At 39.6% G+C, this 24,928-nt stretch carries 25 protein-coding genes, 1 other RNA gene and 1 riboswitch; of the genes, 6 read left to right on the forward strand and 20 right to left on the reverse strand.

Annotation, left to right across the window (positions count from 1 at the left end):
* Positions 1-5: 5 nt before the first annotated feature.
* The 7 genes from AAEM60_RS12370 to AAEM60_RS12400 all read right to left on the reverse strand — a co-directional run bounded on the left by AAEM60_RS12370 (position 6) and on the right by AAEM60_RS12400 (position 7,542).
* A complete protein-coding gene (locus AAEM60_RS12370) occupies positions 6-584 on the reverse strand; it encodes an ECF transporter S component (RefSeq protein WP_299737245.1) in 579 nt (192 codons plus the stop codon).
* On the reverse strand, positions 577-1,275 hold the full coding sequence (tenA, locus tag AAEM60_RS12375) for a thiaminase II (protein WP_299737247.1): 699 nt from the start codon (positions 1,273-1,275) through the stop codon (positions 577-579). The genes AAEM60_RS12370 and tenA overlap by 8 nt, the downstream gene beginning before the upstream one ends.
* A 117-nt stretch (positions 1,276-1,392) precedes the next feature.
* A riboswitch (TPP riboswitch) is annotated at positions 1,393-1,500 on the reverse strand.
* Between the two features lie 288 nt (positions 1,501-1,788).
* On the reverse strand, positions 1,789-2,388 hold the full coding sequence (locus AAEM60_RS12380; RefSeq protein WP_148968912.1) for a response regulator transcription factor: 600 nt from the start codon (positions 2,386-2,388) through the stop codon (positions 1,789-1,791).
* Complete coding sequence (locus AAEM60_RS12385; protein WP_341357999.1) at positions 2,385-3,521, reverse strand: sensor histidine kinase; 1,137 nt, start codon at positions 3,519-3,521, stop codon at positions 2,385-2,387. Before AAEM60_RS12385 ends, AAEM60_RS12380 begins: the two co-directional genes overlap by 4 nt.
* Positions 3,522-3,669: 148 nt before the next feature.
* Entirely contained in the window at positions 3,670-3,867 is a 198-nt protein-coding gene (locus AAEM60_RS12390; RefSeq protein WP_299737255.1) for a hypothetical protein, read from the reverse strand.
* Positions 3,868-4,029: 162 nt separating this feature from the next.
* Positions 4,030-6,561, reverse strand: a complete 2,532-nt coding sequence (locus tag AAEM60_RS12395) for a cyanophycinase (RefSeq protein WP_341356429.1) — start codon at positions 6,559-6,561, stop codon at positions 4,030-4,032.
* Between the two features lie 699 nt (positions 6,562-7,260).
* Entirely contained in the window at positions 7,261-7,542 is a 282-nt protein-coding gene (locus tag AAEM60_RS12400; protein ID WP_299737259.1) for a DUF6509 family protein, read from the reverse strand.
* 172 nt (positions 7,543-7,714) lie between these two features.
* Here AAEM60_RS12400 and AAEM60_RS12405 point away from each other — a divergent pair, with 172 nt between their 5' ends.
* Positions 7,715-8,023 carry a hypothetical protein gene (locus tag AAEM60_RS12405; protein WP_299737261.1) on the forward strand — a complete coding sequence of 103 codons (309 nt, stop codon included), beginning with the start codon at positions 7,715-7,717 and terminating at the stop codon, positions 8,021-8,023.
* Positions 8,024-8,081: 58 nt separating this feature from the next.
* Here AAEM60_RS12405 and AAEM60_RS12410 read toward each other — a convergent pair whose 3' ends face one another.
* The 6 genes from AAEM60_RS12410 to speD all read right to left on the reverse strand — a co-directional run bounded on the left by AAEM60_RS12410 (position 8,082) and on the right by speD (position 14,232).
* Positions 8,082-8,663 carry a branched-chain amino acid aminotransferase gene (locus AAEM60_RS12410; protein ID WP_341356430.1) on the reverse strand — a complete coding sequence of 194 codons (582 nt, stop codon included), beginning with the start codon at positions 8,661-8,663 and terminating at the stop codon, positions 8,082-8,084.
* A 43-nt stretch (positions 8,664-8,706) separates the two neighbouring features.
* Positions 8,707-9,459 carry an exodeoxyribonuclease III gene (locus AAEM60_RS12415; protein WP_299737266.1) on the reverse strand — a complete coding sequence of 251 codons (753 nt, stop codon included), beginning with the start codon at positions 9,457-9,459 and terminating at the stop codon, positions 8,707-8,709.
* A 175-nt stretch (positions 9,460-9,634) separates the two neighbouring features.
* Positions 9,635-11,014, reverse strand: coding sequence for a DEAD/DEAH box helicase (locus AAEM60_RS12420; protein ID WP_341356431.1), 1,380 nt, complete (start codon positions 11,012-11,014; stop codon positions 9,635-9,637).
* 170 nt (positions 11,015-11,184) lie between these two features.
* Positions 11,185-12,279 carry a PRK06851 family protein gene (locus AAEM60_RS12425; protein WP_299737271.1) on the reverse strand — a complete coding sequence of 365 codons (1,095 nt, stop codon included), beginning with the start codon at positions 12,277-12,279 and terminating at the stop codon, positions 11,185-11,187.
* Between the two features lie 186 nt (positions 12,280-12,465).
* Entirely contained in the window at positions 12,466-13,266 is an 801-nt protein-coding gene (locus AAEM60_RS12430; protein ID WP_299737274.1) for a TIGR00266 family protein, read from the reverse strand.
* 153 nt (positions 13,267-13,419) lie between these two features.
* Positions 13,420-14,232 (reverse strand): adenosylmethionine decarboxylase, encoded by an 813-nt coding sequence (gene speD, locus AAEM60_RS12435; protein WP_299737277.1) that lies wholly within the window; start codon positions 14,230-14,232, stop codon positions 13,420-13,422.
* A gap of 193 nt (positions 14,233-14,425) precedes the next feature.
* On the opposite strand from speD, the gene AAEM60_RS12440 reads away from it, so the two are divergent.
* Complete coding sequence (locus AAEM60_RS12440) at positions 14,426-15,556, forward strand: CAP domain-containing protein (protein WP_341356432.1); 1,131 nt, start codon at positions 14,426-14,428, stop codon at positions 15,554-15,556.
* 79 nt (positions 15,557-15,635) lie between these two features.
* Here the strand turns inward: AAEM60_RS12440 and AAEM60_RS12445 are convergent, their stop codons facing one another.
* The 4 genes from AAEM60_RS12445 to AAEM60_RS12460 form a co-directional block, all read right to left on the reverse strand.
* On the reverse strand, positions 15,636-16,355 hold the full coding sequence (locus AAEM60_RS12445) for a DsbA family oxidoreductase (protein ID WP_341356433.1): 720 nt from the start codon (positions 16,353-16,355) through the stop codon (positions 15,636-15,638).
* A 75-nt stretch (positions 16,356-16,430) separates the two neighbouring features.
* Positions 16,431-19,019 carry a helicase-related protein gene (locus AAEM60_RS12450; RefSeq protein WP_341356434.1) on the reverse strand — a complete coding sequence of 863 codons (2,589 nt, stop codon included), beginning with the start codon at positions 19,017-19,019 and terminating at the stop codon, positions 16,431-16,433.
* A 180-nt stretch (positions 19,020-19,199) separates the two neighbouring features.
* Positions 19,200-19,646, reverse strand: coding sequence for an SRPBCC family protein (locus AAEM60_RS12455; protein ID WP_341356435.1), 447 nt, complete (start codon positions 19,644-19,646; stop codon positions 19,200-19,202).
* Between the two features lie 110 nt (positions 19,647-19,756).
* Positions 19,757-20,545: an HAD family hydrolase gene (locus AAEM60_RS12460; protein WP_341356436.1), complete on the reverse strand. Its 789-nt coding sequence runs from the start codon at positions 20,543-20,545 to the stop codon at positions 19,757-19,759.
* Between the two features lie 156 nt (positions 20,546-20,701).
* Between AAEM60_RS12460 and AAEM60_RS12465 the strand changes: the two genes are divergently transcribed.
* On the forward strand, positions 20,702-20,998 hold the full coding sequence (locus AAEM60_RS12465) for a DUF948 domain-containing protein (RefSeq protein WP_299737291.1): 297 nt from the start codon (positions 20,702-20,704) through the stop codon (positions 20,996-20,998).
* A gap of 152 nt (positions 20,999-21,150) precedes the next feature.
* The gene (locus AAEM60_RS12470; RefSeq protein ID WP_341356437.1) at positions 21,151-21,798 is read left to right on the forward strand and encodes an MtnX-like HAD-IB family phosphatase; all 648 of its coding nucleotides are present in this window, start codon (positions 21,151-21,153) and stop codon (positions 21,796-21,798) included.
* Between the two features lie 241 nt (positions 21,799-22,039).
* On the opposite strand, the gene ssrS is transcribed toward AAEM60_RS12470, so the two are convergent.
* Both ssrS and AAEM60_RS12480 read right to left on the reverse strand, forming a co-directional pair.
* Positions 22,040-22,228: non-coding RNA, 6S RNA (gene ssrS / locus AAEM60_RS12475), on the reverse strand.
* 105 nt (positions 22,229-22,333) lie between these two features.
* Positions 22,334-22,771, reverse strand: a complete 438-nt coding sequence (locus AAEM60_RS12480; protein ID WP_113967927.1) for a peptidylprolyl isomerase — start codon at positions 22,769-22,771, stop codon at positions 22,334-22,336.
* A gap of 242 nt (positions 22,772-23,013) precedes the next feature.
* Between AAEM60_RS12480 and AAEM60_RS12485 the strand changes: the two genes are divergently transcribed.
* Positions 23,014-23,310 carry a phage holin family protein gene (locus tag AAEM60_RS12485; protein WP_299737297.1) on the forward strand — a complete coding sequence of 99 codons (297 nt, stop codon included), beginning with the start codon at positions 23,014-23,016 and terminating at the stop codon, positions 23,308-23,310.
* Between the two features lie 76 nt (positions 23,311-23,386).
* Here AAEM60_RS12485 and AAEM60_RS12490 read toward each other — a convergent pair whose 3' ends face one another.
* Positions 23,387-23,908: a type 1 glutamine amidotransferase domain-containing protein gene (locus tag AAEM60_RS12490; RefSeq protein WP_341356438.1), complete on the reverse strand. Its 522-nt coding sequence runs from the start codon at positions 23,906-23,908 to the stop codon at positions 23,387-23,389.
* A 361-nt stretch (positions 23,909-24,269) separates the two neighbouring features.
* Between AAEM60_RS12490 and AAEM60_RS12495 the strand changes: the two genes are divergently transcribed.
* A complete protein-coding gene (locus AAEM60_RS12495) occupies positions 24,270-24,899 on the forward strand; it encodes a peroxiredoxin (RefSeq protein ID WP_299737301.1) in 630 nt (209 codons plus the stop codon).
* Positions 24,900-24,928 lie beyond the last annotated feature (29 nt).

Here is a 24,928-nt window from a genome sequence, read left to right on the forward strand (position 1 = left end):
CTCCTTTACTGATTCAACGCGTCATAATCTTTTTGCTCTGCATTTCTGACTAAACTGGTTACCCCCGTTTTCTCCAGAGCCTTAACGAGATAAAAGGCTCCTATGCCTGCTATCACGATGGATCCTATTAATCTGGCACCAATAAAAAGTGATAAATTCCACAGAACCAGGTCTCCCATGTATCCCTTAAAGTAGTCCATCAGGATTGAGCCAATTGCTGAGCCCACAGCTGCTGCACAAATGATGATGACATCATAACGCTTATAGCGGGTGATAAGGAAAATCAACTCTGCAAACAATCCTTGAATAAGACCGAATAGGAGTACCTCGAGGCCCCATTCACTTCCCATGAGAAATTCCCCTGAAGATGCTGCAATTTCTGCCAGAAGTGCGACACCAGGTTTCCTAATGATTAAAAAAGCCACGGTTGCCGCCATGAACCACATGCCATAGATCAGTTGATCCGCATGCAATCCAAATGGCTTTAACAGGTTATAAACCGGTCCCCAAAGCTTATATATAATTCCAAAACCTATGGAGATCACGACCGTTACTAAAATGTCCGTCAGCTTTAATTTAGACATGTACTTTACCTTCTTTGACTAAAGAAGACTGAAACGGCCATTTCTCGAGTGTGTATGCCATTTCCCAAAATTGGAATTCATAAATGCTGCTCAAAATGAAATTCTCTTTCATTCTTTCCTTGTCTGTTTCTGTCATCGTTGCTGCCAATCCATCCAGTCGCTGAATCTGTTCTTCCACTAACTCCCGAAACCATTCTCCCCCATAAGCTGCGATCCACTCCTGATAAATGGCCTCCTCAGGTGTACATGATTTCAAGCGTTCACCGATCTCATAATACAACCAGTAGCAGGGGAGTATTGCCGCCAGAATATCTGCGAGCCCCCCATACTGAGCGGACCGATACATATGTGACGTGTACGCATAAGCCGTAGGAGCAGGTTCAAACTGCTGTTTTTCTTCTTCCGTGATCCCTAATCGATTTGAGAAATTTTCATGAAGTGAAAGCTCTGCTTCATTTGTCCCAACAGCGTGTGTTGCCATTCTAGAGGTAGTATGTAAGTCTGTTGCTTTGGCTGCCCCAAGTGCCTGCACCTTTGAAAAGTGGGATAGGTAATAGGCATCTTGCAGGATGTAATACCTGAAGTTTTCAAGGGGGAGGGTTCCCTCACCAATCCCTTTAACGAAAGGATGTTGAAAGCTCGCTTCCCAAATTTCGTTTACTTCGTTTCTTAAGTACGTTGAAAATGACATAATATCTTTCTCCTTTTCCAGACGACCCGAACTGGGCAACAAAAAAGCCACTTCCCATTATGCATGCAGCATACAGAAAGTGGCTTGAGATCAGAATGTAAGATTACGATTCTACGCGACCGTCAAACACCACTTCCCTACGCTGGTCTCAACCAGATCAGGTTCAAAGGGTCTTAAAGTCATACTTTAATCTCAGCCTTTAATAAGGCACCCCTAGTGGATCGTCCTATGAAATTTTGTATTCGATGCTATCGTACCATGATTCTTTTGCTTGTCAACACCAAAAAGAAAACCTTTCATCAATTTCCCATTCGCCCTTCCCCTACAAAACCAATCACAGCAAAGGATACCCACTTTAAAAATTTTAATGAAATTCCTTTAAGAATAAAGCTCTTTACAGCAATATTAACTGCATACTACAAATGTATAAATATACAAAAATGGATTATGGGATGACAATCATTACAATTAAAGTAGGGAGGGGCTTCCATGTTGGAAGTCCCTCCCTGCCCATCATTTAAACCATCCTTTTTCTTTTGATTGAGTGATGGCTTCGATTCGATTTTTAACTTCAAGCTTGTCGAGTATGGTAGAGATATAGTTTCGGACGGTACCCGTTTTCAGGCTAAGCTCATCGGCTATCTCTTTCGTGTTTTTCCCGTCAGCAACCAGCTCCAACACTTCCTTTTCACGGTCTGTCAAAGGATTCTCTTCACTATACACATCGTCCATGAGCTCTGGTGCATAAATACGTTTACCCTCCATCACAAGGCGAATCGAGTTCGCCAGTTCTTCACTTGGGCTGTCCTTTAACAAATAACCCTTCACTCCCCCTTTTAATGCACGCTGGAAATAACCGGACCTGGCAAAGGTTGTCAGGATAATCACTTTGCAATTTTCGCCTTTTAACTCCTCTGCTGCTTCAAGACCGGTCTTTTTAGGCATTTCAATATCCATGATACAAATATCCGGCTGCAGCTCGTGGACGAGGGCAATGGCTTCTTCTCCATTGCCCGCCTTTCCCACCACTTCCATATCATCCTCTAAGCTAAGTAACGAGCCTAAGGCACCTAATAACATTCGCTGATCTTCCGCGATAACAATTCGAATCATTCCATTCCCTCCCTGTCTGTCTGCTTAATCACTTTCGGCACTCTCATAATCAAGATGGTCCCATTCTCTGTAAGGATGTCTAAACTTCCATTTACAAATTCCAAGCGTTCTCTCATCCCGATTAAACCGCTGCCTTTAGACTGTGTGTAATCTCCTCCGATTCCTACACCATCATCCTTCACCACAATGGTCATCTCTTTATCCGACTCTTCAATGATGAGCTCACAGTATGAAGCCTTACTATGTTTGACAACATTCGTCACGGCTTCTTTTAGGCACATGCTCAAGATATTTTCCAGAAAGAGTGATGCTTGGGGCAGCATGACTTCATCATCCATCACGAAATCAATTTCCGCTGCCTTTAATAGCTGTTTGATCCGGACGATTTCGTCCTTTAATCGAATACCCCTCATTTGTGAAACCATTGTCCTTACTTCACTCAAAGCGGTTCGTGCCGTCTGCTGAACATCCTTTAATTCACTCCGGGCCTGCTCTGGATCCTTGTACACCAATTTTCTGGCCAGATCGCTTTTCAAACCGATGAGAGAAAGCTTTTGACCCAAAGTATCGTGTAGATCACGGGCAATCCTCTGGCGTTCTTCCTGCTTGACCAAGTCTGAAATACGTTTATTAGCATCTTCCAACTGATCTTCGAGCTGCACCTGTTTATTTCGATTATAAATATTAAACGGTAACAGAATGACGCTTATCCAAATGATCAGAATAAAAGGAAATTGAGATAAAAATAATTCATCCTGTATAACAAAATTATAATTGATCGATGCCGTCGTTAACACAAGGTGGATAATATAAAGGGTTAAAAACGCCACCCGGTTTTTTATATTCCCATTATAATAGGCAATATAAAAAGCAAAGTAGATAAAATTAAATTGAATGGTCATGGTAATGGATATCGCAATTAAAATTGATGTCCATAAATAAACCGGCCAGTCCTTTGAAATAAAAGCAAATCGTAAAGAAATAAAGAACATGATGGTCAAGGAAATCCCTACAACAATTTCGATCGTAGAGGAGGACTGAAAGATAAAATAAAATGGCAGGATGCTGATGATGCTCCATATGTACGGGGAAATTCCGGACCCTTTTTGAATATTGATTAACTTTTTCGGCATTTGCACGATGAGGACCTCTTTTACTTTCATTATTTTAAACATGTCTCCTATATTATTACATGAATTATCCCATATTTTCATACCGAGTGGCTGAATTTTCATTATCTATTAGAGGAGTTGATCATATGAATCCCAAGACAGAAAAATATTAATATTTCCGATTTTGAATCGCTTTTTGCTTCTGCATGACCTCGTAGGATTTATGGATGATATCAGTTAACACATCGCCTTTGTAAACTCTTCCAATCTTCGTGTTTTGCTGATAGTATTCAACGATTTCATCCAATTTCTTTGATGTTTCCGTATCAACCCTTACATTAAGCTGCATTCTTCCTTGATCTGACAAGGTTCGCCCTCCTTTTCTATCTATCTGTTAGCAACTGCTAGCACTTTGTTATCACTAGTATATCAGATGCTACCAATCAAATATACTGGCAAATGACCTAAGAAAAGTTGATTCACTTTGAAAAAGCCTGAGCGTCAATCCGCCCAGGCTTTCCGTTCAATTCTATTTGTTTTCAATCGAGATTTTTACTGGTACGATATCCATTTTCACATTGAGATATGAGTAATCATCTTTGTTTCCATCTTTATAACCCCAAAAGCCTTCCGTTTGATCTCCCTTTTTGAAAGTCAGTTCGAAGCCTTCATCTTCAGAAAAACTATAGCTCTTCACTTCATCCTGGCCAAAGTTATCAAGAAGGCTATAGCTTAAATAGTTTGCAAGAGAAGGGTGCGGCGTTAATACTCCTGTATGGGGAGCAGCTTTATATTCGTAATATTCATAGTCTTTTGTTGAAACCTTATGATCACTGATCGTATATGCATTTGTATTTAAATTTAATTGATCTCCAGAGGTAATCCATGATAATTGAATATTTTTATACGTATGCGATGATTGTGATAGATTTGACTGACTCAAATCTACTACGGAAACGCCGCCTCTACCTTTTACTTCAATGGTTTTCGCTTCGTTATCCACTATCATCGCCGTATCTTCATCGATGCCATAGGCGAATTCATTTTCTTCTCCATGTTCAGCATTGGTTGCAATTAAACGCCCCAATCGTGCTTTTTTATCAAAGTGCTGATCCACAATACCATACGGGAAGAACCCTAATCCCTTCTCAAGATATCCAGGTCCACCTTCTTGTTGAGACATCCCGTCATACATATCTGTAAATCCTTTTGATAGAGTCTCGTAGCTTCCTCCACCTGCGATCATCACATCGCTCATGATTGCAGCTCCTGCACTTGTACCGCCAAGAACGGCTCCATTACGATAGATTTCCCAAATGCTTTCAAGAGCCATTGACTTCGATCCATCTTCGTTTAATAGGGATCGAGTGATATCCGTTTGATCACCACCTACAAACCAAATGGCATCATACTCTAGAATCCTTTCTGCCAAATCCGGGTTATTCTTATTATCTGCCCACTGGGACTCGTCTTCTCCCGTCCCTTTAAAGTCATGATTAGATATAGGAAGAATGTCGATTCTTTCTGTCGGAACACCATATGAGGAAAGATCCTCTTTAAATGCTTTTGATGATTTCAAACTGGAACTTGCTGCAGGGATAATCCCTATTTTCCCATTTTCCCCAGTACGATTAATAAATTCATGGTACACTTCTTCATTGCTGCTCCCTAAAGCTCCCCCGACGATCACCAAACTTCCCTTTGTTTCAGGATCAAAAGAATTCTCAGGTACTTCTAATGTTGACTCCCTATATTCTTGTGTCAGACGGTCTTTCTCATTAAAGCGGACCGATACTGGAGAGATATCCATCTTCACATGCAATAAAGAGTAAGAATCCTTTTGACCATCCTGATAACCCCAATATCCGTTTGTTTCATCTGTCTGTTTGAATCCGAGCTCAAAACCATTTCCTTTACTATCATAAAGGTAACTATGTACCTCACTTACTTCTTCATTGTCCACTAGGGAATACGACAGGTATTGCGGGAGTGTCCCATAGGATGATAGAACACCCGTAGCTGCAAGAGGCTTAAAGTTATAATATTCATAGCCTTTTGTTTCAACCTTATCCCCGCTCATCGTAAATTCCTTCGTTTTGACATTAAGTTCATCACCAGGAGATAGATAACTAAGATCAACGTTCTTTATTTCTTTTCCAGTGGAAGTTGATTGTGCTACATCTATTACCGTGATGTTACTTCTTCCTAATACTGAAATCGTTTGTTTTTCGTTGTTAACCACCATCGCCGTATCTTCATCAATTCCATAGGCGAAGTGATGTTTGTTTGTTTCGTAATGGATGGCTGTAGCTACTAGTCGGCCAAGACGAGATCTTTCATTAAAATGTTGATCCACAATCCCCCATTGGAAGAATCCAAGCCCTTTTTCGATATACACAGGTGCATATTCTTCATCTCGATTGGATACGTCTTCCGTTATGAACTCTTGACGAAGACCTCCTAAACTGTCACCACCCGTAATCATCACATCACTCATGATGGCTGCTCCGGCGCTTGTCCCACCAAGAACGGCTCCTTCCCGGTAAACATTCCAAATTTCATCTAAAGCTTTCGTGTTTTTCCCATTTTCCTTAACCAATGTGTCTGTGATCTTAAGTTGATCTCCTCCGACAAACCAAATTCCTGTCATCTTCTTGATTTTTTCTGTTATTTCTTTCTTTTGAGCATTATTTTTCCATTTACTTTCGTCTTCCTCTGTGCCTGAGAAATCGTGAGCAGATAGAGGAAGGATTTCAATTGATTTTTCATCTACTCCATACGACATCAAATCTTTCTTAAATTGATTTGATGACTTCAGAGAGCCTGAAGCAGAAGGAATGATTCCTATTTTCGCTTTCTTTTCCCCCCCTGATAGTTTAATGAACTCTTCGTAAACAGCCGAGTTGCTGCTACCTAAAGCTCCTCCGACAATCACTAGATTCCCCTTGATGCTGCTCTCGTTTTCCTTGGCAAATACACTGGAAGTTGCCAAGCTGATTATAACTGTAAATACAGTCATAATAATGAATAGTTTCTTCGCTTTACCCCAATAACCATTCATCAACATTTCTCCCTTCTATTAATCTATTTTCAATTGGCTCTTTTCGCAAAGATTGTTGTTTTCGAGCATAGAATCTACCAGGGCTCTGTCAACCAGGTTTATGCTGGATGGTGAGGGGAACTGCTTCGCTTCCGGGGTCTCGACACGTCCGTACTTCCGCAGGAGTCTGCGTAGTTCCCCTCACCATCTTAAACAGTATTTTCATGACAGAGCTTCAAGGTGTGTAAGAAAACAATGTAACTAGAAAAAAATAATCCTTCTTCCTTAAAATGAAATTCAATCTCTTTTACCTTAAATGAGATTGCTTGCTAAAATTCTTGTTATTATAGATTTCTATGAAGGATACATGCTTAGAAAGTTGATTGGAGCGGAAGGATGCTCGACTCCTGCGGGAATAGCTGGACAGGTGAGACCCCGGAGGCTTGCCGAGGAGGCTCACCGCCAGCCCCGCGGAAAGCGAGCATCCTGTAGCGGAAATCAACTATTACTTTCTTCTCTACAATAGCAACAAACTTTACGAATAGAGCCTTTCAATTAATTATTATGCAATTTCCATGCCAACTCTGAAATCTCTGAATTATCAATCATATTAGAAAGAAAGGGTTAAAATTGGATGTTTATGGTGAGGTAATAAATGAACCAATAAAAAAACCTCTACATTCGTTTGTTTACGAATGTAGAGGGTGCAGCTTATATCGATTAGCCGATATTTTCCTCGCAATATGAAAGAATGAGACTTTCTTCATCTTCTTCTAATTCAAAATCAAGATACGTTTCAGTGTTTCTTTCTACAATGGTCGACTGCACAATCCTGGAACCGTTCTCGTCTCGAACAAAAATGACTTTTATGTAAATACCCTGTTCTCTGTAAAGCTCATCATCCTCGGGTACTTCAATATCAAGAATAACTTCATATCGATCTCCATTTAGAATACCGGTAGGATCTTTCAGTTCCTCGGCACTATGACTTGTAATGTTCATTTTTTAACTTCCTTTCAATGTGAAACAAGTTTCTTTCATCATTCTATTATACACCTAAACCGGTGGATTTTAAAAACGTATTCCTCTATTCAGCCTCATAAGTAAATGAATGGGTTTGCTCCCCAAACTTCGTTATAATAGAAGTAGATACGAAGTTTAAGGAGAGAATGCAATGAATTCTAAAGAGATGCAAGAAAAAATCATTGAAAATTATCAAAAGGACGAGCATATGATGATCCTTGTGTTTGCGCAATGGTGTGTGAATCACGACCTTGACCCTGCAATCCTTTATCAGAAAGCCTACCCCAATCAAGGGGAAAATCCCGCCTTATTGCAAGGAATTGACTTAACGGTCCCTAAAGAAGAATCGGAAGAAATTCCCGACACGACTTTACTGGGTGTCCTCTCCCTATTCGGCAATGATGACCTTGCCCATGTCGTAACAGAAGAAATCAGCAAGCGTCCTGGAAATAAAGGATAACCATTAAAGGGACGGACCTTAACAAGGTCCGTCCCTCTATTTTTATTCACATATTACTTTAAGCCTCATCCACCGTTTGAAGGAGAAGAAAAAGGAAATCATATATGAGCTCATATACAGCAAGCATCGATAAACCTTCATGAAAATCCGGGTGATCGTTTAATGTGATGTTTAGATCCCATAATCCATCTTCCCCATTAAACAATAAGTCATACGACGTTTCTCCTTGAAGCCTTCCTTCTAAATACTGGACAATGTGTGTACGATATTTTTTTTGGAGCTTCAACCCCAGCATCGCATCATACGTTCCGAACACATCATCCACTTCCAATGAAACAGCATCCACTCCAATCACATCAAACCAATTTGATTCGAGGAAGATGAACTCGTTCTTATGTTCTTTTAAGTAGCCGATAGGCTGATCAAGAAATGTGACAGGTTCATTTTTGATTAGATCTTCTGTTTCCTTATTACAACGCTCGATATAAGCATCTTGATAACGTGAACCCGACTCTGGAGTAGAGATATCGCGAGCATCCAGCAACAATCCATGCTTTACTGCATATTCTTTTTCCTGTTGAAATAAAGAAACGGTGGCTTTTGATTCTTCAATATACTGCAGCAATCTTTTTCGTAACATCCTTTACCCTCCGTAAATGTAATTTGCCTACTTCTTGTATGTACTACTCTAACTCTAAGTATACAGGACAGTGATCACTTCCCAGGATTTCAGAATGAATTTCCGCACTCTTTATTGCAGGGGATAAACGATTGGACACAATAAAGTAATCAATTCTCCACCCAATATTCCGTTCACGCACTTTACTCATATAAGACCACCAACTAAAGGCATCATCCTTTTCTGGATGTAAATATCGAAAGCTATCCACAAAACCTTTCTGGAGCAGCATCGTCATTTTCCCGCGCTCTTCATCTGTAAAGCCTGAATTCCCTCGATTTGATTTGTCATTTTTCAAATCTATTTCGGTATGTGCGACATTCAGGTCCCCACATAGAACAACAGGTTTATGTTGATCCAAATCAAGAAGATACATCCTTAAAGTATCCTCCCACTCCAGACGTTCACCCAATCTTGACAGATCCCTCTTTGAATTAGGGGTATAAACATTCACCAAATAAAAAGAATCAAACTCACATGTAATGATCCTTCCTTCTGGCTCTATCTGGTCATCATTGAAACCATATGAGACAGCGAGTGGTTCCTTTTTAGTGAATATGGACGTTCCTGAATATCCCTTTCGCATCGCATAGTTCCAATATTGATGGTAGCCCTCTAACTCTAATGAGATTTGCCCTTCTTGAAGCTTTGTTTCTTGAAGGCAAAAAATATCTGCGTCCATATGTTGAAAATAATCTAAAAATCCTTTTTTCACACACGCTCTAATTCCATTTACATTCCATGATACTAATTTCATATTAATCTATTTAACTCCTTTACTCATAGCAATACCCTTTATTATCCTACCATAAAACCGCCGAAAGACATTCATTATACTGATATAACATATTTGATTATGCGATATTATTCTGGTATAACTTCAGCTCCCCCTTAGAATTTTGGCACAATAAAAACCATGCGTGTGCATGGTTTTATCGTTTATTTTTTTGATTATATGTTTTAGAAGAAGATTTTTTTCCTGTTCTTCTCCCTGTTAAGTCCGGCTTCGTTTCTCTTGCTGTCCCCTCTGAATGTTTTGAAGGTTTTTGTTCTGGTGAGTTAGAGGACTTTCTGCTCGTCATTTGTTTATCTTTGAACTTGTCCTTCCCTCTTGTCCGGGATTCCAGTTCCTTGCTTTTCCTTTTACCTTGTCTTTTTTCTCCTTTTTTCTTTGAGGCTGTTTTTGTTTTTAGAGAAATGGTATTCCCTAGATTTTGCTTTTGAATGCGACAATTCAGCTCTGTTTCAATTCCGTCCAGAAGGCTTCTTTCTTCAGAAGAATAAAGTGTATAAGCTAAGCCTGTTTCACCCGCTCTCCCGGTTCTTCCAATTCGGTGAATGTAGGTCTCGGCTTTCTCAGGCATGTCATAATTAAATACGTGAGTGACTCCCTCAATATCCAATCCCCTGGAAGCAACGTCAGTCGCAACTAACATTGGTACGTCACCGTTCCTAAATTGTTCCATTACAACTTCACGCTTTTCTTGTGGGATATCCCCATGAAGTTCAGCCACTTTATATCCTTTTGATTTCAGCACTTGATATAATTTCGTCACCCGTCGTTTCGTTCTGCAAAAAACGATGGATTTACTTGGTTGAAATGACTCTATTAATTGAATGACTGTGTCTTGCTTGGCCCGATCCACTGTAAAAATGGCAAATTGATTAATGGAAGTAGATTTTTCAGCCTCCGCCACCTCGATAAATTGTGGAGTTTTCATATATTTGCGACCCAATTTTTTGATGTCAGCAGGGATCGTCGCAGAAAATAACATCGTTTGACGTTGAGCCGGAGTTTTCCTTAAAATTTCTTCAACTTTATTTAGAAAACCTATTTGCAGAAGTTGATCAGCTTCGTCAATGACCAAAAACATAAGATGTGATAGATCGAGATTCCCTCTTTTCTGATGATCCAATAGCCGCCCTGGAGTTCCAACCACAATAGTTACATTCTTTTCCAGTTCCTTAATTTCCTCTTCATGACTTTTACCACCATAAACGGAGAGAACGCTAAATCCTTTGTTTTTTCTGGTGAGCTTTCTTATTTCGCCTGTTACTTGAATAGCCAGTTCACGTGTAGGTGTAATAATTAAACTCTGAACGTGATGGGTGTTTGATTTACTTTTCTCCAAAATAGGTAAAACGTAAGCAAAGGTTTTACCAGTCCCGGTTTGAGCCTTGGCCATGACATCTTTTCCCTCCATGAGGGCCTGGATTACTTTTTCTTGTATGAGTGTCGGTTTATTTATACCGGTAGTAGCTAAGGTTTTCTGAAGACCTTTTGATAGTCCCAGACTTGCAAACGAATTCAATGATCATTCCTACTTTCTTAAAGCGAGATTTGACTTGTCTATTAATAGTGAAGGTTTCGTGGTAAAAAAGCAAGAACAAAAAGGATCCCCATTTCGAATCCTTCAAGCTAATCACCTAAATAAAAACGCGATCACCTAAAGATCATCGCGTTCGCGTGTTCACTCATATACTACTTCTTTATTAACTCATTTATTTCCTGAAAGATTTCTTCTCTAATCGTATTCACCTTTGAAAAGTCCATTGCTCTTATATAGATGGATTCAAGTTGTTCACGAAGACACTTAGCTTCTTTAAGATATGAGATTGCTTCTTTCATTTTATCCTTATAAGCTTTTGTCGTTCGTTCTATATCGGCAGCATATTTTTCATCTGTCCCTTGGGTGATGCATCGTTCATACATATCGATGATTTCATCAGATTCCCGGTCAGGAAAATATTCATGTGGTGCTGTACTATCGAAAATAGCGATTCCTTTTTCTCTAATGATCAACATATCAAGACTATTAGGGTCAAATCCACAATGATAAACCTCTACGTCATAACCCTTCTCTTCTCCAGCAGAAGCAATTTTCTTTAACATCGTTGACTTTCCGGATCCTGCACGCCCTTTGATGAAGTAGCGCTTACCGACATCCTCTGTTAAATTCTGAATGTAGTCAACTGCCCCATCAGGAGTAGCGGCACCTAAGAACCGATGTTTGACAGTAGAGGGTTTAGAAAGACTCTTATTATCAAAGAAGAGTGAAATTAACTCATCTGCTAATTCATTCGCTTTTGGGAAGTTCATGTTGGAAATGTAGATTTCTTCTATGTCATCATGGGCACTCAGGGATGCGGCAAAGGTATCGTATGCTTTCTGAAAGAATGAGCCGATTTTATCGTTTAAGCCAAGGATTTCCTCTTTGTGCGGCAAAAGTTTATTTGAGTCCCATGCCGCTCCTAAATTCACATATTCTTCAATAACGCCGGGTGCTTTCGGTTCTATAATATGAGGAGCCGTCCCATCCACAATGCCAACCCCAAATTCCGGGAGTAGAACGCCATCGATTGAGTGATTATCGGAAGCGCAATGTAAATAATCAACCTCTAACCCTTTACCCTCAAATCGTTCTCCAACCGACTTCATCAATGAGGATTTACCGGTCCCGGGACCACCCTTAAGGATATAAATCCGCTCTAATCCATTTAACACCGAATCATATAGACTGTAAAAGCCTTTAGCCGTATTTCCCCCAGCATAATAATGACGAACCTTTCCTTTCATGAAATCACCCTTTCGCATCATATATTTAAACATATGATGTGGGGTCTAAATAGGTGAATACCCACTGCAAAAGCGGGAGCGGCTTGTCGCCTCCCGCCGCTGGAGCTGGACGAAGCGAAAGCGGAAACGTTTGAAAATAAAAAAACACTTCCACGAATGGAAATGCTTTTTATGTATAGCACTAAATCAATCGTCTCCGTTTAGAAAATCACCGATTCCACCAAGTAAACTTCCCTCACCAGTCGAACGACCTCCGCCCTGGGGAGCACTTGCATAAATTCTTTCAGCTAAACGACTGAATGGAAGTGACTGAATCCAGACAGTTCCAGGTCCACGGACTGTAGCAAAAAACAATCCTTCTCCTCCAAGGAAGGCAGATTTAATCTTTCCGACGTACTCGATATTGTAGTCCACATCTTTCGTCATGGCCACTAAGCAACCCGTATCTACCCGTAACATTTCGCCAGGTTGAAGTTCTTTTCTATAGATCGTACCTCCTGCATGAAGAAAGGCTAATCCGTCGCCCTCAAGCTTCTGCATAATAAATCCTTCACCGCCGAAGAAGCCTGTTCCTAATTTCTTTTGAAAATCGATCCCAACAGAAACTCCTTTTGCTGCACATAGAAAGGCATCCTTTTGACAAACAACTTTACCGCCTAATTCACTTAGATCAACCGGGATGATTTTTCCTGGATAAGGGGCAGCGAATGATACATGCTTTTTACCCCTCCCCTCATTGGTGAATACGGTCATGAACAAGCTTTCACCCGTTAATACACGCTTCCCTGCACCAACAAGCTTTCCTAAAAACCCCCCGGTCCCGCTACCCTTGGAACCATCTCCAAAGATCGTTTCCATCTCTATGCCGTCTTCCATCATCATCATTCCACCAGCTTCGGCTACGGCACTTTCTCCTGGATCCAATTCTATTTCAACAAACTGCATATCGTCCCCATGCAATTTATACTCAATTTCATGTGAATTCATTCCTTGTTCCCCCTTCTAATTTCAAGCATATTTACCTATTCTTCAAGACAGATGCATTTCCCTTCTCTAATTCTATTTTCGCAATAATGAGATTTCATTAAAAAAACACATTCCGTCACGAATCTGCTCGTGACGAAGTGTGTCTCCCCATTTTCATGGCTTAGGAATGTTCTTACCGTAAAAAATTTCATCCATTTCCATTTTCACTTTATCTGTAATTTCATCCATTTCACTTTCATCCAGTTTATCTTTTGTATAGCCGAATAAATAGTTATTTAAATCAAATTCTTTCAACTTACATTTTGTATGAAAAATATTCTGAGGATACACATTTACATCGATCATGTGATATTCATCTTTGATTTCCTCTGGTATGTAATTCTGAATTGAATTAATATCATGATCGATAAATAATTTTCGTCCGTTGATATCACGTGTAAATCCTCTCACCCGATAATCCATCGTCATGATGTCTGTGTCGAAGGAGTGAATAAGATAATTCAACGCCTTAAGTGGAGAAATTTCCCCGCAAGTAGAGACATCTATATCTGCCCGGAAAGTAGAAATCCCTTCGTGAGGATGATACTCTGGATACGTATGAACTGTGATATGGCTCTTATCAAGGTGCATCGTAACTGTGGATGGTAGTGGTCCCGGAGATTCATCAAAATGTTCCGTAGGCACTTCAACTATCGGCCCTTCAGAAACCAGGATTGTCACACTAGCTCCCTGCGGGACATAATCCTGCTTAGAAACGTTCAAGACGTGTGCGCCAATAATATCCGATACATGTGTCAGGATTTTTGTTAACCGATCAGCATTGTATTGTTCATCGATATATTCAATATACGCTTCACGTTCTTCACGGGTCTTAGTATAGCAAATATCGTACATATTAAAACTCAATGACTTCGTTAAGTTATTAAATTCATGTAGTTGAATCCGTTCTTCATGAGATAATTTCATTGTGAATTTCCCCTTATATGTAAGTTTGTCGTGCCTGCCTATGCTTTTATCTTACCCAGAGCCAACCATACTAAAACAGGTTCTTTTGATTGAAGATGGTTGAAAATGGGTACTAAACATAGTGAATAAGCATTTCCCTTTTTACTTATTTCTAAATTTGGATACAATGGAAGATAGAATGGAGTGTTAGCAATTGAGACGATTGTTTTTTCTTATTATGATAGTTGCTTTTGCCTATATATCAAAACCCGCATGGGAAGACAAAGTGGAAGCAACAGAATTCAATTCTGTGCTCACAAAAATTGAAGAAATAAAGAACAGTCCTAAAGTGAAAGACACCTTCGATCAACTTTACAACGAAGTAAACCTTCTGCTCATAAAGTTGGACGAGTCATTTAGAGATCTCGAAGATCCCTCTGATACAAAGGATGAGAACCCTGTAGAAAAACCTGCTTTAACAGTACCAAGTGATCAAACCTTTTCTATCTATAATATTGTAATGGGAGATTCAAAAGATAAACTTGAACAGGAGCTGGGAGAGGCCAAGAGAAAATCCACTAATGAATACGGTGTTTCCTGGAATGCATATCACGAAAACTACCGTAATTTCTTAATGGTTTCTTATGATGAAAATAACCGGGTTAACGGCCTTTACACCAATCAAGACCTCCTTTCCTCCTCATCAGGTATCGAAATGGGGGTATCCAAAGAGGTGGTTCAGAATGAACTCGGTGAACCACTCTCAAATATCCGAAAAGGATTGACTCTATATCAGCTCCAAAACAATGGTGAACAGGAAGTCTATCAAGTGGATGGAAGCTACGTAACCGTGTTCTATGACAAGCATGAAAATGACACCGTCACGGCCATACAAATAATCGATGAAAGCCTGGAAGCAAGTAAGAAGAATTTCTATTCAGAAGCAAGTAACGAGTTGAAAGAAGGATTTGAATTCCAGCTTTTCGATTTAACAAATGCTACACGTGTCGAAAAAGGGTTTAATGTTCTCTCATGGGATGATCAAGTTAGAGACACTGCTAGAAAACATAGTCTGGATATGGCAGAGCAGGACTACTTCAGTCATACGAATTTGGAAGGTGAATCCCCATTTGACCGTATGGAAGAAGATCAGGTATCCTTCCGTACCGCAGGCGAAAATTTAGCCTACGGTCAATTAAGTTCAATCCACGCACATGAAGGATTAATGAACTCAAAAGGTCACAGGGAAAACATCCTGCAACCTCATTATGAACATCTAGGCGTAGGAGTCGCATTTAACGAAAAAGAACAGCCATATTTCACAGAGAATTTTTATAGTAAATAGCAAAAAAATTCATACCCAGTAAAAAAGCAAGTGAGCATCCCTCACTTGCTTTTTACTTACTATTTAATGTCTCTTTGGATTACGATTTAGATGGTGGAACATCGCATCCATTTTCATCACAAGCCATCCCCTCAGCTCCAAGAGGTTGTAGTGGTGAAGCTTCATTTTCCTCCTCCCAAACTTTTTGGATGGAATTCAAGAAAACGTCACTTGGCTGCGCACCTGAAATAGCGTATTTACGGTTAATCACAAAGAATGGTACACCTTGTACTCCAATTTGTCTTGCTTGTTCTTCATCAGTTCGGACATCTTGAGAGAAGTCACTGCCTTCTAAAACAGCTTTTGATTCTATTTCCTCTAATCCGGCTTGTTTCGCTAATCCTAACAGAGTTTCCTTGTCACCAATATGCTTTGAAAGAGTAAAGTGAGCGTGTAACAGTATTTCAGTAAGCTCTGCTTCCTTCCCCTTCGTTTCCGCATATTTTGTCAGGCGATGGGCGTCGAAAGTATTCGTCGGAATACTGGTATCAAAACGAAAATCCAGACCAACGGTTGCCGCTTGCTGCGTCATGCTGTCTGTCATGTTTTTTGCTTGTTCAAGAGACGTACCATACTTTTTTGAAAGAATTTCTTGAATACTCATTTCTGTATGGACTGGCGCATTGGGATCTAGCTCAAAGCTTTTAAACACAATGTCAACTTGATCTCTTTGAGGGAATTGTTGAAGCGCTTCTTCTAAATGGCGTTTTCCTATATAACAAAATGGACATACATAATCTGACCAAATTTCAATTTTCATCCTATACACCTCTATTTACATTTTCAATTCATATCTGATCGTATCATAAATCATGCATTCCTCCTTATGATTTGCTCATGAATTCGAATAAGGAGGCCTTCTTCTCGTTCTTCTTTTTACTCTGGCTGCATGGCACCGATCACATATAGGAAACCCAAAGTTTGGAGGGAGTTTCTTTCCACATTGTTTACACGTTTGAGTCATACTGGTGACCTCTGTTCTGAGACTTTCGTGTACTCCATCAGCGATTTCACTTCGAATTCGCTCCCAGTAATATGCCTCTGTTTGTCTACCTAAACGATATAAGAACAAGAGATGCAGACCAACAGCCTTATAGGAAACCTCTTTTTGTTCCAGGTTTTTATTCTTAATAGCTGGTTCCGGTAATTCTTCTCCGTGTACAATGGCGTACATACACTCTAACCACTGCTCAGTTAACTGAGCCTCTTTTTTCGAAAAGGGAAGATGTAAAAAACCGTACAGATCATTTAATGTTAGCTTCGCCTCAATATCGGTCCCACGGATTAATTCATATAGCTCTTTTTCTTCGTATAGAGTAGCTTTCTCTGTTCCGTAAGGACTTTTGAATTTCTCCCATAAATAGAAAAACGTGTCAAGGTCATGGTAATAGCGTTGAAAACGTTCAAACACACCACTTGTCGGTGCGATGGCGAATGTTTCGAGAGAGCGATCGGGCTGATCCAAAAGTTCTTTCATCACTTTAATATCCTTTGTGAAAGCGACTTTCCCTTCATTATAAAGACCTTTTCTACCAGCACGGCCTGCAATCTGCTTTACTTCCTGGGATGTCAGCCTTCTCCTTCTCGTTCCGTCAAATTTATCGGTTTCCAGGAATACGATTCTTCGTATCGGTAAATTTAAACCCATTCCAATTGCATCTGTTGCTACAATCATGTTCGTTTTCCCTTTAATAAATTGCATCATTTGTCTCTTTCTTGTTTCAGGAGGCATGCTACCGTAGATCATGCTCACTTTATGACCATTATTTTGCAACCTTGAAGCTGTATCTAATACTTTCTTCCGGGAAAAGCAAACGAGAGCATCCCCTTTTTTCGCATGCCGCAGTTGAAATTCTTTTGATTCGACTTGCAGTGGAATTTCTCTTTTATAATTATGAACCTCGATGTTCCCTTCTCCGACTAATTCCAAAAGCAGCTCTCGAACGTTTTCACTCCCGATGATATGGACCTCTTTCGCCCTCGCTTTCGTAATGGCACGGTACCAAGAGAAACCTCTATCCTGATCGGCCAGCATTTGAGCTTCGTCAATAACAATCACTTCATATTCGTCTTTTTCACGAAACATTTCAACTGTGGAGGAAGTATGTTTTGCATTAAAAACCTCTTTTTCCTCTTCTCCTGTTTTCAGATTACAAGGTACTCCATCAGCATTTAATGTATCAAATACCTCCAGTGCCAGAAGTCTGAGTGGGGCCAAATACATGCCGCTATCGGCTTCTTTCATCCGGCTGATGGCATGATGGGTTTTCCCTGTATTGGTTTCCCCAATGTGGAGAATATACTTGATATCACCCCGAAATGAAGGACTGTACTCCCTTCCGAATATATCTTCCAGCATTCGCTGCTCTTCTTCTAGCTTCCGTTTTAACTCCGCTAACTCAGCAGCCTTTCTCTTCTCCCGCTCTTTTATGTCTCTTTCGTAAATGGAAAGGTGCATTTTCTCATCAAATGGATATTCTATAAGTTTGAATAAATCCACGACATACTCCTCTTGAATCATGGTGAAAAAGGTTGATTTCAACGTCAGGAGAAAATGGTGACTAAGTCTGCTCAAGCGTTCTTCTGATAACTGTTGACCGAATATTTTAACGTAATCCGTCAATAATTTTTCCGGCATTTGATCAAGAAGAGAGCGATATACAACTTGCTCTGAATAATAGAATACGAATCGTTCGTATGGATAGAAATAGGTTTCATATTCCCACACATGCCCATCCCAGTTCTCGCTCTTCTTGTGAATGGAGCCGGTAAATTCCTTAAGAAAGTCAGATACCGTTGTAAAGGAATCACTGGTGAATTTCCCTTCATCTTCCAGTTTTTCTTCCAGCATATATGGTTCCGTATGTCGGAATTTTGTTTTTGTTCCTAAATCATGTATAAATTTCTTTGCAAATAAATACCGTAACTCCACATACCAATGTAGCTCAAACTCTTCCATTTGAGTGTTTATGAAGGAGATGATTTCTTTTTGGATATCTTTTTGGAGTGCTGCCTGTTTTTTTTCTTCAATTTTTTTCAGATAATTTTCTCTTACATGTTGATGGCGCCCTTTCCACGCGTCTGCTGAAGGTGGATTTTCGTTTAACCAGTTCAAAATATGAAATGGCTCAAAATCTCTAATTTCATTGCGAAATAATTTGTTTATCAGTTTCTTATCTGTCCCCTCGATATCATAGCCTTTCTTTCTTAAAAAGGCTTTTTTATGGCTCCTAAGAACATCGTTGGTTACTTTGTTAAGCCAGATATTCGTCCAGATTTGGTGAAAGAAGGCACTTCTTTCACTAACATACTCCCTGAATGAAGGACAATTTTCATGTTTCTCTAAGTAAAGTGTGATATCATCTTCTATTTTTCGTTTTGTTTCCTCTATGGCTTCTTCTCTAAGTATGTGAAGGTTTTGCACGGTAAGACCCCTTTATACGTTTTACAAATTATCTTAATATGTACTTTATAGTGTATGTATTTCTTCTCGATCTAACAATTCTCATGCTTACAAATAGTTCATTATAGCATAGAAGCTGCCCCTGAATGCGGATAAATTGAACCAGAAGTATACATGGCCCCATTGATAAGGGCCTGCATTTTAGGTCACTTCTCTCTCGATTGCTTCTCCAACCGCTTCAGTTAGCTCCCTTGTGAGCTCTTGGACCATTTTATCAAATGTAGATTCAAGGATTTTAGCCAGTGAACTTGAGGATTCAATCTTTAAACATCCAGTCATAGCCGTATTGGAAGAGTTTACTTTTTCAGCTTTAAAAAAGCCTACACCAGTAAACTTTTGATTGATCCCACTTAATATAAACTTCACATGAGATGGTTCCTTCCAATCTGTAATAAGTACTTTCACATGAACCCTTTTGCTCACCACCCCATAATGAATGGTGAATTTCCACGTCGATTGAACGCCAGAAACAATGGAATGCTCCTTGTATCCATGAACAAGAGGAGCCCATGCATTCATATCACGAATGAATTCCCATACATGTGATTGTGAAGCATGTACGTTAACATGATGAATTCCCCGTACCATCAGAGTGACCCCCTCCTTATTAAATGAGATATCCGTGAATAGTATGAAGGGGTTGATGGTATTATGACTGATTGGAGTAGACAAAAAAAGAAGCTTCGCTACGAAGCCTCTTATTCCATATTATTTACGATTTCGAGTACTTCATAGAGCTCTTTAATTTCATAATCAGGTACAAGATCTTGAACTGTTTTCTGACCGCGATTAATCCAAACCGTTTTTATTCCTAGTCTAGAGGCCCCAAGTATGTCTGTATTTAAATTATCTCCTACCATGATCACTTCGTCCTTTTGAAGCTTAAGCCTCTCTAATGCATGAAGGAACATCGCGGAATCTGGTTTTCCTTTACCGATATTTCCTGAGATGATAATTTCTTCAAAGTAAGGCACAAGTTCAGGAGTCTTATCAAGTTTTGTATTCTGTAAATGGGGAGAGCCATTCGTTAATAACAATAGTTGAAAATTCCCCTTCACTTCATTTAATACACGAAAGGTATCTTCATACACGTAAGGTCTATCCTTTCTTTCTTTACGAAATCGCTCGGATAATTCCGCACCAAGCTCTACATCCGTAATGCCTAAAGATTGCAACCCAGACGTCCAAGCCTTTTTGCGGTATGTAGGAACGATTTCTTTCATCTTAAGGAAGCCTTCATCATGCTCATCCAGAAAGTCTCCCCAAAGTCCTTCAAAGGGATTAATACCGATATTTTGTGTAAACTCATATGTATCATAGGTTTCATACAACTTTCTCGCAGCATCTCTAACACTAAGCTCTAGGCTTTTCGAATCTACCCCCACTTTCGCCTCTGCATAACGGCAAGTTGCTTTAAACGCTTCTTCAATACTTTTGGAGTCCCATAATAATGTGTCATCCAAATCAAACATGATGGCTTTGATCATCTTCTTCTCCCCCTCTTTCGTTTATGTTGACTTATATGTTAGATTACTAGCTATGCGGCAATTAGTAAACCAGCAATAGAAAATAATTTTCACGCGTTTTTTTCAAGGCTTTTAGGGAATATAACTAGAAACAACATTTATTGAGGTGAATTTAACATGTGGATTGTCTATGCAAGTATTGGGTTGATGGTGATTTCTTTAGTGATGTTGGGAGTCGCACTAATGAAAACAGTAAATACGACCCGACCCGTAATAAATGATATGAATCAAACGGTGGCAAGCATTCAAACCAGAATGGACAAAATTTCTACTGAAGCGAACCAGCTTCAAGAAACTCAAGGGGAGATTCAGGGAGATATAGAATACAAAAAAACGACTATCACCAGCACGATTCAAGAAGTCAAACGAACACCAGAAGTACTGAAGGGATTTTTAAGCAGCCTGAAGAAATAAATACTCGTCACCTCACTCTATTGTGAGGTGATTCGTTATGTAGCTCATTACAATTTACATAATCAAATTACCGTTAACCCCCTTCCCTTTACTTCCATCTGCCTCTTTAAACATGCTACAATCGACTAGATTAGTTACGAGGAGGATTCGGTATGAAAAATTGGGCATTTGTTTCTGACTTTGACGGAACGATCTCTAAGAAGGATTTTTATCATCTTATACTGGAGAAATACTTTGTAGAGGGACAAGATTTATACAAACAATGGAAGTCAGGCGAAATAAAGGATATCGAATTCTTGAGTCAGGTTTTCACATCCATCAATCAAGAAGAAAATCAGATTATTGATGACATCCATTCTCTCGAAATAGATGAATACGTCCCTTCCTTCATCCGTAAAGTGCAGGCTCAAGGTGGAGACTTCTATATATTAAGTGCAGGCACTGATTACTATATTCATCATATTCTACAACAGCATGAAATTACGAATGTTAAAGTGTATTCAAATGAAGGGTACTACAAAGAGAAGAATGTACATATGAATATTGATCCCGGGCATCCCCATCACTCTGCAAGATATGGAATTGACAAATCAAAGGTACTTACTGACCTTAAAAAAGAGTATGAAACCATCTATTTTGCAGGTGATAGTGAACCTGATAGCCATCCAGCAAAAGTAGCCGATGTAACCTTTGCGATGAAAGCACTACAGGCTATTTTAAAGGAAAACAATACTTCCTTTATTGAAGTGAATGATTTTAATGACATTGACCGTTATCTAACACGTATTGGTGTGCTGTGATAGACCGTTTTGCTATTTAGACTAATAGCGTGTTATAATATTCTTGCCTCTCCCGAACATTCGCTTGTTGCGGGACACTTAACCATGTACGGACGGGAGGGGCCTCGATACAAAACTTACAGACTGAATTCCTATTAGGGGTTCGGTCTTTTTTATTTGGCATTTTAATTAATCACAACGAAACTTTTTATAGATATGAAAAAGCCAGCCCCCGATTGGGAACTGGCTTGAGATACTAATGTAAGGAGCCACATTTGCCGTAATTTGATATAAGAAAGTTTTAAACCACCACTCCTCAAAGTGGGTGTTTACAGAAGGTTTCCTGTCGTCCTCAAATCGTGGAGGCTTGACATTCCAACTTCGATGTAAAACTCCCTATTACAGTTTAAAGGTTAAAACTTCGTTATGATTACGTACAACGCAGCCTGTATTAGTATAATACATCATCATGAATAACATTTCAACTATTGTTTTTCTTTACCAGCAACAGATACTCGTTAATTAAAGCATCGGACCAAGGTCCGTCCCTCTTTCATTACGCGTCGTATACTTCCATTTTCTCCATAACGTCGCCGTTTTTCATTGATTTAGCGATGTCGATTCCTGAAGTCACTTTTCCGAAGACGGTATGAACGCCGTTTAGATGAGGCTGTGGCTCATGAACGATGAAGAACTGACTTCCTCCAGTATCTTTACCCGCGTGGGCCATGGATAATGAACCTTCTTCATGTTTATGTGGATTTCCTTCTGTTTCACATTTGATTGTGTAACCAGGACCACCCATACCATTTCCATTAGGGCATCCGCCTTGGCTTACGAAACCAGGGATGACACGGTGGAAGCTTAAACCGTTGTAGAAACCTTCGTTTGCTAGTTTTTCGAAATTTGCCACTGTTCCAGGTGCTTCATTTGGAAATAGATCAAATTCGATTTTTTCACCTGTCTGAAATTGTATGTATCCTTTTTTCGCCATTATTAACAGCTCCTTTTTTATAATAGGTCAATCAATATAATATCATTGAACAATTCTAATGTCACTTTAAAGGTTTGTTTTAATCAGGATGCACTTTATTGAACTTACCATTTTTGTTATTTTTATGTTAATGCTTGCTGTATTCACTTTCCCTAAAAACTTCGAGCACAGGTTGTCATGAAATACTACTTTGTTCGAATAAGCTTTAAAGAAGTCATTTTTCATTTTAGGGAGTGAAACTTATGATTGAAAATTTATTAAGCGGGATTTCCATTGACCCCCAAGTCACCGTACTTGTTCCAATGTTATGGGTTTTAGGGTACGCATTGAAGAGGACTCCTCACATTCCGGATTGGTTGATTATCTGGATTTTGTTGCTGGTGGGGGTTGCTGCCAGTAGTTGGACTTTGGGATTTGATTTTAATGGAATTGCCAATGGGTTCATCGCAACGGGTGCAGCGATTACGACCCATCAATCTGTTAAACAGACGTTTTTCTCAAGGGTGAACGATCGTAATAAAAGAGAAAAAAAGAAATAGGGAAGAAAAAGGACTGGTCCATGTGAAACTGAAACACAAACACAGTTTTTCTTGGCCAATCCTTTTTATATTGTATTTATTTTGACATCACTTCAATGAATTCTCTCATATAGTCTGGTAAATCGGGCGGTCTGCGGCTTGAAACGATATGACCATCAGTGACGACCGGTTCGTTCACCCAGGTTGCCCCAGCGTTTTCCATGTCATCTTTTATTCCCGGTGTACTTGTGACTTTTACACCTTGAAGAATTTTGGCTGAAATCAATACCCATCCCGCATGACAGATTTGACCGATCGGTTTCTTACTCCTATCCATGATTTGCACCATCGAGATGACATCTTCATAGCGGCGCAGCTTATCGGGAGACCACCCACCCGGTACCAGCATGGCATCATAGTCTTCAGGATTGATGTCTTTAAACGCATATTCTGAAACAATCGGAACTCCGTACTTTCCGATAAATTCTTGATCGGCATTTTCTCCGACAATATGTACAGTTGCTCCTTCTTCCCGCAAACGCAATACAGGATACCACAGTTCAAGATCTTCGAAATCTGCACTTACTAATTGAATGACTTTTTTCCCCGTTAACCTCAACAGGACCCCTCCTCACTTTTCTTCACTATCATTGTCTAAGTTATATCTAAATATTGCAACCAATCAACCTTAATTATACGGACTATACTTCTTAATTGCTTGAATGATTGTTTTCGTTTGGAAATATGATACAAGGAAGGCAACCATGGTCATGATAGAACCAATTGTGTATATAAGTTTCGAAAATTGCTTACTTGAATTTTTTCTCAAAGGAATCACCTAACCTTCAAAATTGTAACAACACTCTCCTATTATCCCCATTTTAAAAAGAAGTATGAAATGGAAAAGAACCGCTTATCCAATCATATAAAGTCATGACCTGGCATATGTTGATAGTACTTTTTGTGAAAGGGGTGATCCAATGTATAACCCCCACTATTCATTTAATCGTGCGGTGAGAAGTGAAGATTGTACCTTACCGTTTTGTGCACAAACCAATGATCCTGCCCCTCTCTTTATTGCTGAGGCGTATGATAACGCACAAAAGAAAATAAACACCGTTAACTTAGAATCGTATCGGGGCAAATGGGTTATTCTGTTTTTTTATTCCAGCGATTTCACCTTCGTTTGACCAACTGAGCTGGCAGCGGTCGCTGCTATTCACCCTAAATTTCAAGCACTGCAAGCTGAAGTTCTCGGGATAAGTACAGACAGTGTTTACGCCCACAAAGTTTTCACTGAAGTATCCCCGTCCGCATCTAAAGTGCAATTTCCGTTAGTGAGTGATCGAAATCATCAAATAAGTAAAGCTTATCGGGTATTAAATGAGCGTGCTGGTGCTACGTTTAGAGCCACCATTATCATCGACCCTGAAGGCATCATTACATCTAAAATGATCTATCCGCCTGAGGTTGGGCGTAATACGTATGAAATATTGAGAGTACTGGAAGGTATACAATTTGGAAGAAAAACAGGAGCGGGCGTTCCTGCCAATTGGCTGCCGAACCAATCCGGAATTCAGAAAGATCCTGACTTCATTGGAAAAATATAAAAAGCCGTCCCTGTCGATGAGACGGCTTT

The organism is Rossellomorea sp. y25 (genome assembly GCF_038049935.1).
GTDB lineage: Bacteria > Bacillota > Bacilli > Bacillales > Bacillaceae_B > Rossellomorea.

Bases quoted from the DNA above. Each gene is read 5' to 3' on its own strand.
- AAEM60_RS12370 (WP_299737245.1), bottom strand. From the start codon at position 584: ATGTCTAAATTAAAGCTGACGGACATTTTAGTAACGGTCGTGATCTCC.
- tenA (WP_299737247.1), bottom strand. From the start codon at position 1,275: ATGTCATTTTCAACGTACTTAAGAAACGAAGTAAACGAAATTTGGGAA.
- AAEM60_RS12380 (WP_148968912.1), bottom strand. From the start codon at position 2,388: ATGATTCGAATTGTTATCGCGGAAGATCAGCGAATGTTATTAGGTGCC.
- AAEM60_RS12385 (WP_341357999.1), bottom strand. From the start codon at position 3,521: ATGCCGAAAAAGTTAATCAATATTCAAAAAGGGTCCGGAATTTCCCCG.
- AAEM60_RS12395 (WP_341356429.1), bottom strand. From the start codon at position 6,561: ATGAATGGTTATTGGGGTAAAGCGAAGAAACTATTCATTATTATGACT.
- AAEM60_RS12400 (WP_299737259.1), bottom strand. From the start codon at position 7,542: ATGAACATTACAAGTCATAGTGCCGAGGAACTGAAAGATCCTACCGGT.
- AAEM60_RS12405 (WP_299737261.1), top strand. From the start codon at position 7,715: ATGAATTCTAAAGAGATGCAAGAAAAAATCATTGAAAATTATCAAAAG.
- AAEM60_RS12410 (WP_341356430.1), bottom strand. From the start codon at position 8,663: ATGTTACGAAAAAGATTGCTGCAGTATATTGAAGAATCAAAAGCCACC.
- AAEM60_RS12415 (WP_299737266.1), bottom strand. From the start codon at position 9,459: ATGAAATTAGTATCATGGAATGTAAATGGAATTAGAGCGTGTGTGAAA.
- AAEM60_RS12425 (WP_299737271.1), bottom strand. From the start codon at position 12,279: ATGAAAGGAAAGGTTCGTCATTATTATGCTGGGGGAAATACGGCTAAA.
- AAEM60_RS12430 (WP_299737274.1), bottom strand. From the start codon at position 13,266: ATGAATTCACATGAAATTGAGTATAAATTGCATGGGGACGATATGCAG.
- speD (WP_299737277.1), bottom strand. From the start codon at position 14,232: ATGAAATTATCTCATGAAGAACGGATTCAACTACATGAATTTAATAAC.
- AAEM60_RS12445 (WP_341356433.1), bottom strand. From the start codon at position 16,355: ATGAAAATTGAAATTTGGTCAGATTATGTATGTCCATTTTGTTATATA.
- AAEM60_RS12455 (WP_341356435.1), bottom strand. From the start codon at position 19,646: ATGGTACGGGGAATTCATCATGTTAACGTACATGCTTCACAATCACAT.
- AAEM60_RS12460 (WP_341356436.1), bottom strand. From the start codon at position 20,545: ATGATCAAAGCCATCATGTTTGATTTGGATGACACATTATTATGGGAC.
- AAEM60_RS12465 (WP_299737291.1), top strand. From the start codon at position 20,702: ATGTGGATTGTCTATGCAAGTATTGGGTTGATGGTGATTTCTTTAGTG.
- AAEM60_RS12470 (WP_341356437.1), top strand. From the start codon at position 21,151: ATGAAAAATTGGGCATTTGTTTCTGACTTTGACGGAACGATCTCTAAG.
- AAEM60_RS12480 (WP_113967927.1), bottom strand. From the start codon at position 22,771: ATGGCGAAAAAAGGATACATACAATTTCAGACAGGTGAAAAAATCGAA.
- AAEM60_RS12485 (WP_299737297.1), top strand. From the start codon at position 23,014: ATGATTGAAAATTTATTAAGCGGGATTTCCATTGACCCCCAAGTCACC.